The 5,241-nt window shown below is 69.1% G+C and carries 6 protein-coding genes; 4 read left to right on the top strand and 2 right to left on the bottom strand.

Annotation, left to right across the window (positions count from 1 at the left end; genetic code table 11):
- Positions 1–508 (top strand): ABC transporter ATP-binding protein (locus tag AC3XYG_RS42720; RefSeq protein WP_489146012.1); only part of this gene is annotated, 508 nt, incomplete at its 5' end.
- Positions 509–524: 16 nt separating this feature from the next.
- On the top strand, positions 525–1,625 hold the full coding sequence (locus tag AC3XYG_RS42715) for a 5-methyltetrahydropteroyltriglutamate--homocysteine S-methyltransferase (RefSeq protein ID WP_489146011.1): 1,101 nt from the start codon (positions 525–527) through the stop codon (positions 1,623–1,625).
- 171 nt (positions 1,626–1,796) lie between these two features.
- Here the strand turns inward: AC3XYG_RS42715 and AC3XYG_RS42710 are convergent, their stop codons facing one another.
- Together AC3XYG_RS42710 and AC3XYG_RS42705 are read right to left on the bottom strand one after the other, a co-directional pair.
- Entirely contained in the window at positions 1,797–2,642 is an 846-nt protein-coding gene (locus AC3XYG_RS42710; RefSeq protein WP_489146010.1) for a hypothetical protein, read from the bottom strand.
- Positions 2,643–2,851: 209 nt separating this feature from the next.
- A complete protein-coding gene (locus tag AC3XYG_RS42705; RefSeq protein WP_489146009.1) occupies positions 2,852–3,412 on the bottom strand; it encodes a helix-turn-helix domain-containing protein in 561 nt (186 codons plus the stop codon).
- 117 nt (positions 3,413–3,529) lie between these two features.
- On the opposite strand from AC3XYG_RS42705, the gene AC3XYG_RS42700 reads away from it, so the two are divergent.
- Positions 3,530–4,705 carry an NAD(P)/FAD-dependent oxidoreductase gene (locus AC3XYG_RS42700; protein ID WP_489146008.1) on the top strand — a complete coding sequence of 392 codons (1,176 nt, stop codon included), beginning with the start codon at positions 3,530–3,532 and terminating at the stop codon, positions 4,703–4,705.
- 213 nt (positions 4,706–4,918) lie between these two features.
- Positions 4,919–5,241 (top strand): ribosome maturation factor RimM (gene rimM, locus AC3XYG_RS42695; RefSeq protein ID WP_489146007.1); only part of this gene is annotated, 323 nt, incomplete at its 3' end.

The following is a 5,241-nucleotide window of genomic DNA, read 5'->3' as shown; positions in this document are numbered from 1 at the left end:
GGACCGGGCGCTGGCCGGCATCGGCTGGGTGCCGCAGGAGCGCAACATCTTCAAGTCGCTGACGGTCGAGGAGAACATGACCGCGGTGGCCCGGCCGGGGCCGTGGACTCCGGAGCGGGCCTATTCGATGTTCCCGCGGCTGAAGGAGCGGCGGCGCAACCTGGGCCACCAGCTGTCGGGCGGCGAGCAGCAGATGCTGGCGATCGCCCGCGCCCTGATGCTGAACCCGAAGCTGCTGCTGCTGGATGAGCCGACCGAGGGCCTGGCGCCGATCATCGTCGAGGAGCTGCTGGCCGCGCTGAAGCGCATCCTGCGCGACGAGGGCATGGCGGCGATCGTGGTCGAGCAGCACGCCCGCAAGATCCTGTCGGTCACCGACCACGCGGTGATCCTGGAGCGCGGCGCCATCGTCCATGCCGCGCCCAGCGCCGTCTTGAAGGCCGACGACGCCGCGCTGGACCGCCATCTCGGCGTCACCCGCAAGGGCCCACGCCCGCCGCACCACTGAGAAGAAGGACCGTCTCATGCCGCGCCAGACCCCGCCCTTCCGCGCCGACATGGTCGGCAGCCTGCTGCGCACCGCGCCCCTGAAGGCCGCCCGCGAACAGCATGAGCAGGGCGCGATCACGGCCGGGGAGCTGCGCGCGGTCGAGGATCAGGAGATCCGCAAACTGGTGCGCAAGCAGGAGGAGATCGGCCTCGAGGCCGTGACCGACGGCGAGGCTCGCCGCGCCTTCTGGCATTACGACTTCCTGGAGCATCTCGACGGCGTCGAGGGCTTCTGGATGGACCACGGCGTGCAGTTCCACGGCGCCCAGCTGAAGCCGAAGGGCATTCGCGTCACGGGCAAGCTGGGCTTTTCCGGCCACCCGATGCTGGACCATTTCCGCTTCCTGAAGGCGAACACATCCCGCGTGCCGAAGATGACGATCCCGTCGCCCAGCATGCTGCATTATCGTGGTGGCCGGCAGGTGATCGACCCCGCGGTCTACCCCGACATGGAGGAATTCTACGCCGATCTTGGCCGGGCCTATGCCGGTGCCGTGGCCGCCTTCGCCGCCGAGGGCTGCCGCTACCTGCAGCTCGACGATGTCAGCTTCGCCTATCTCTGCGACCCGGAGCAGCGGCGGATGCTGGCCGAGCGGGGCGACGACCCGGTCAAGCAGCCCGAGATCTATGCCGGCATGCTGAACGCCGCCATCGCCGGCCGGCCGGCGGACATGGTGATCAGCATGCATCTCTGCCGCGGCAATTTCCGATCCACCTTCATCGCCTCGGGCGGCTATGAGCCGGTGGCCGAGCGGCTGTTCAACCAGATCGACGCCGACGCCTATTTCATGGAATGGGACACCGAGCGCGCCGGCGGGTTCGAGCCGCTGCGCTTCCTGCCCAAGGGCAAGACCGTGGTGCTGGGCCTCGTCACCTCCAAATCCGGCACGCTGGAGCGGAAGGACGACATCAAGCGCCGGATCGACGAGGCGTCGAGATTCGTCGACCTCGACCAGCTCGCCCTCAGCCCGCAATGCGGCTTCGCCAGCACCGAGGAGGGCAACACCCTGGCCGAGGATGAGCAATGGGCCAAGCTGGCAATGATCGTCGACATCGCCCAAGAGGTGTGGGGCTGATACCGGCCCCCTGCGCATCCATCATCGTCATTGCGAGCGCAGCGAAGCAATCCAGTCGCGCAGCCAAAGGCGGCGACAGCCTGGATCGCCCCCGTTAAACTTAAAGGGGCCCTTCGGGCTCGCGATGACGGTGTGGGTTGGGTGAACACGTTCGATCGGCCGTGTTGCCGGTCAGCTGCTGTCTTCGGGCGGACCGCGCCGCAGGGCTGGCAGCACGGGCGGGTCATCGGACGGGACCGAGCAGGCCTCCAGAGGAGGCGCGTGCGGTGGCTCCGGCTGTGGATCGGACGAGTGTGGATCGGATGGATGCTCCGGGGCCGCGGAGCTTGGACCCTTGCCCTTGTCCGGACCAGGAACCCCATCCGGCCAGGCTTGCGGCCAGCGGGCCGGGTCGGGAGGCAGGCCAAGATCGCGATAGATCCGGGCGATGACCTCGCCGGGGTGGCAGCGGTCGAGCGAGAAGCCGAAATCGGCGAATTCGGTCAGGCTTTCCCGGTCCGGGCGATCCGGCGCCTCGGCCGGGTCCGGCCCATCGTAGAGATCGTCGAACAGATCCTCTTCGTCGTCGAGATCGTCGTCGTCGAAATCGTCGGCCCCGGCGTCGAAATCGAGCGTCCGGGCCTCAAGCGCCCGGACCATCGCCTCGACGGCGCGTTGGGATGACCCGGTGGGCGGCCGCGCCGGCCCGGCCGGCGACGCCGTGCCGGCGGCCAGGGCCTCGCGGGCCTGCCGCACCCGGCCGAACATCGCCATGGTCAGGCGCACCGCGCGGGAGAGCCGCGCGAAGGCCAGGGTGACCTCGCGGTCGACCTTGACCCGTGCGGGGGATCCGGCGGGCAGGGCGGCTGCTGCTGCCGCGTATCCCTGGTTCAGCTGTTCGGAGATGGACGTGCCGATCCGCGCCAGGTCACCCAGCACCTCCAGTTCCAGCGCCACCCAATCCCGTTCATGCGTCTTACCGCCGGGGCTTGTGGTGCCGGCGGGGGTGGTTGCGGGATCGAGTGGGGCTTGGGTCATAAAGACAGAATGACCCCGGTGGGCGGATGGATTCAATAAACAAATCGTGAACATGAATGGCTGCCGAGTGACGCCTGCGAACGGAAGCCCACTTTAATTGTCATGCCACGGCTTGACCTGGCATCCGGGGCGGCCGGAGCGGCTCTTTGTGGCCCCTGGATTGCCCGGTCAAGCCGGGCAATGACAAAATGGAGGTGGCACTCCCGCCATCACCCCGTGTGGACCCACAGGATCTCCGCCTCCTCCGGCCCCTCCGACAGGCAGGCATGGGGCGTGCGGGTGTCGAAATACAGGCTGTCGCCGGTGGCCAGGCGCAGCGGCGTCTCGCCCAGGAATTGCAGCAGCACCGTGCCGGACAGCACCAGCAGGAATTGCTGGCCATCGTGATGGTCCAGCGGGCCGTATTCGGCCAGGGTCCGCGCCTTGACCCGGGCGCGCACCGGGGTGATGCGCTTCTCCGCCAGATCGGCGCCCAGCAGCTCGTGGCTGTAGCTGCGGGTCTCGTGGCGAGGCCCGGTGCCGGCCCGGGTCAGGCTGCGCGCCGCCGGGTCCGGCCGCGCCTCGCCGAACAACCCGGCCAAGTCGACGGCGAAGCCCTGCGACAGCTTCAGCAGCACCTCGACCGTCGGCGACATCCGGCCGTTCTCGATCTTCGACAGGGTGGATTTGGCCAGGCCGGTGCGGGTGGCGGCCGCCTCCAGCGTCCAGCCGCGGGTCCGGCGCAGCGCCTTCAGCCGGGGGCCCAGCCCTTCGTTGACGTCGGTGCTCATGCGCCAGAGCTAAGCACGCAGCGCCCGTCGCCGCATCTGTTTCCGATCGGAAAAATCGCCGTTGCGCCGGGCCCGGCGGTGGCGTAGGAGTCGGGAAACTCCGGGCAGGGTGCTGATATGGCGGACAGTTTCGACGTGGTCATCATCGGCGGCGGCGCCATCGGCAGCGCCATCGCCTGTTTCCTGATGCTGGACCAGGGCTTCGGCGGCTCGGTCGCGGTGATCGAGCGCGACCCGACCTACGCCACCGCCTCCTCGGCGCTCTCCGCCTCCTCGATCCGGCAGCAATTCTCCACCCCGTTCAACGTCGCGGTGTCGCGTTTCGGGCTGGAGGTGCTGAAGCATCCCGAGCGCTGGCTCGAGGTCGAGGGCGAAGTGCCGGATTTCGGCTTCCATGAGAAGGGCTATCTGTTCCTGGCCACCCCGCCCGGCCTGCCGGTGCTGCAGGCCAACCACGCCATGCAGGTGGGCGAGGGCGTCGCCGTCGACCTGATGGCGCCGGACCGGCTGGCCGAACGCTTCCCCTGGCTGAATGTCGACGGGCTATCGGCCGGGTCGCTCGGCCTGGCCGGCGAGGGCTGGTTCGACGGCTACAGCCTGCTGCAGGCGTTCAAGCGCAAGGCGCGCTCGCTCGGCGCCGCCTATATCACCGAGACGGTGACCGGCATCGACCGGGCCGGCAGCCGGGTCACCGGCGTCACCCTGGCCGACGGACGCCGCATCGCCTGCGGCACCCTGGTCAACGCGGCCGGGCCGCAGGCCGGCAAGGTCGCGGCGCTGGCCGGGATCGACCTGCCGGTGGAGGGGCGCAAGCGCTGCGTCTTCGTGTTCGACTGCCGCCAGACCCTGCCGGACTGCCCGCTGGTGATCGACCCCAGCGGCGTCTGGTTCCGGCCCGAGGGCAAGCTGTTCATCTGCGGCGCCCCGCCGGTGGGCGAGGACCCCGGCACCGACGATTTGACCGTCGACCACAGCCTGTTCGACGAGATGATGTGGCCGGCGCTGGCCGAGCGGGTGCCCGCCTTCGAGGGCCTGAAGGTGGTGAATGCCTGGGCCGGCCATTACGAGATGAACACAGTCGACCACAACGCCATCATCGGGCCGCATCCGGACCTGCCGAACCTGATCTTCGCCAACGGCTTCAGCGGCCACGGGCTGCAGCAATCGCCCGCGGCCGGGCGGGGCGTGGCCGAGCTGATCGCCCATGGCGGGTTCCGCAGCCTCGACCTGTCGCCCTTCGCCTTCACCCGCATCCTGGAGAACCGGCCGATCGTCGAATTGAACGTGGTTTGAAAGCGGCGGCAGGATCGGTGGCCGTTCGCGGGTGTCGGTTTGAGCGTTTCGGGTCGCGGATTGAGCTTCGATTCTCGACTTTCATTGTCATGCCACGGCTTGACCGTGGCATCCAGGGGCGGCCAGAGCGGTGCTTTGTGGCCCCTGGATTGCCCGGTCAAGCCGGGCAATGACAAGAGTGGGTGGGGGAGGACTGCAATCGGAGCCTCCGCGATGTCCCAACCTGCCAAGGTCTGCGTCGGCCAGATCACCGGGGCGCACGGCGTCCGCGGCATGGTGAAGGTCAAGCCCTTCACCGCCGCGCCGGATGACCTGACCGCCTACGGCCCGGTCTCGGACGAGGCCGGGACGCGCCGCTTCGCGCTTCAGCTGCTGTCCTGGGCCAAGGACCAGTGGATCGCGCGCATCGACGGCGTCGCCGACCGCGACGCGGCGCATGCCCTGCGCGGCGTGCGGCTCTACGTCGACCGCGCCGCCCTGCCGGAGCCGGAGGAGGACGAGTTCTACCACGCCGACCTGATCGGCCTGGCGATGGA

This window comes from Inquilinus sp., from assembly GCF_057815775.1.
The sequence above is the reverse complement of the archived record's forward strand: the minus strand, read 5'-3'. Positions and strand labels throughout refer to the sequence as shown.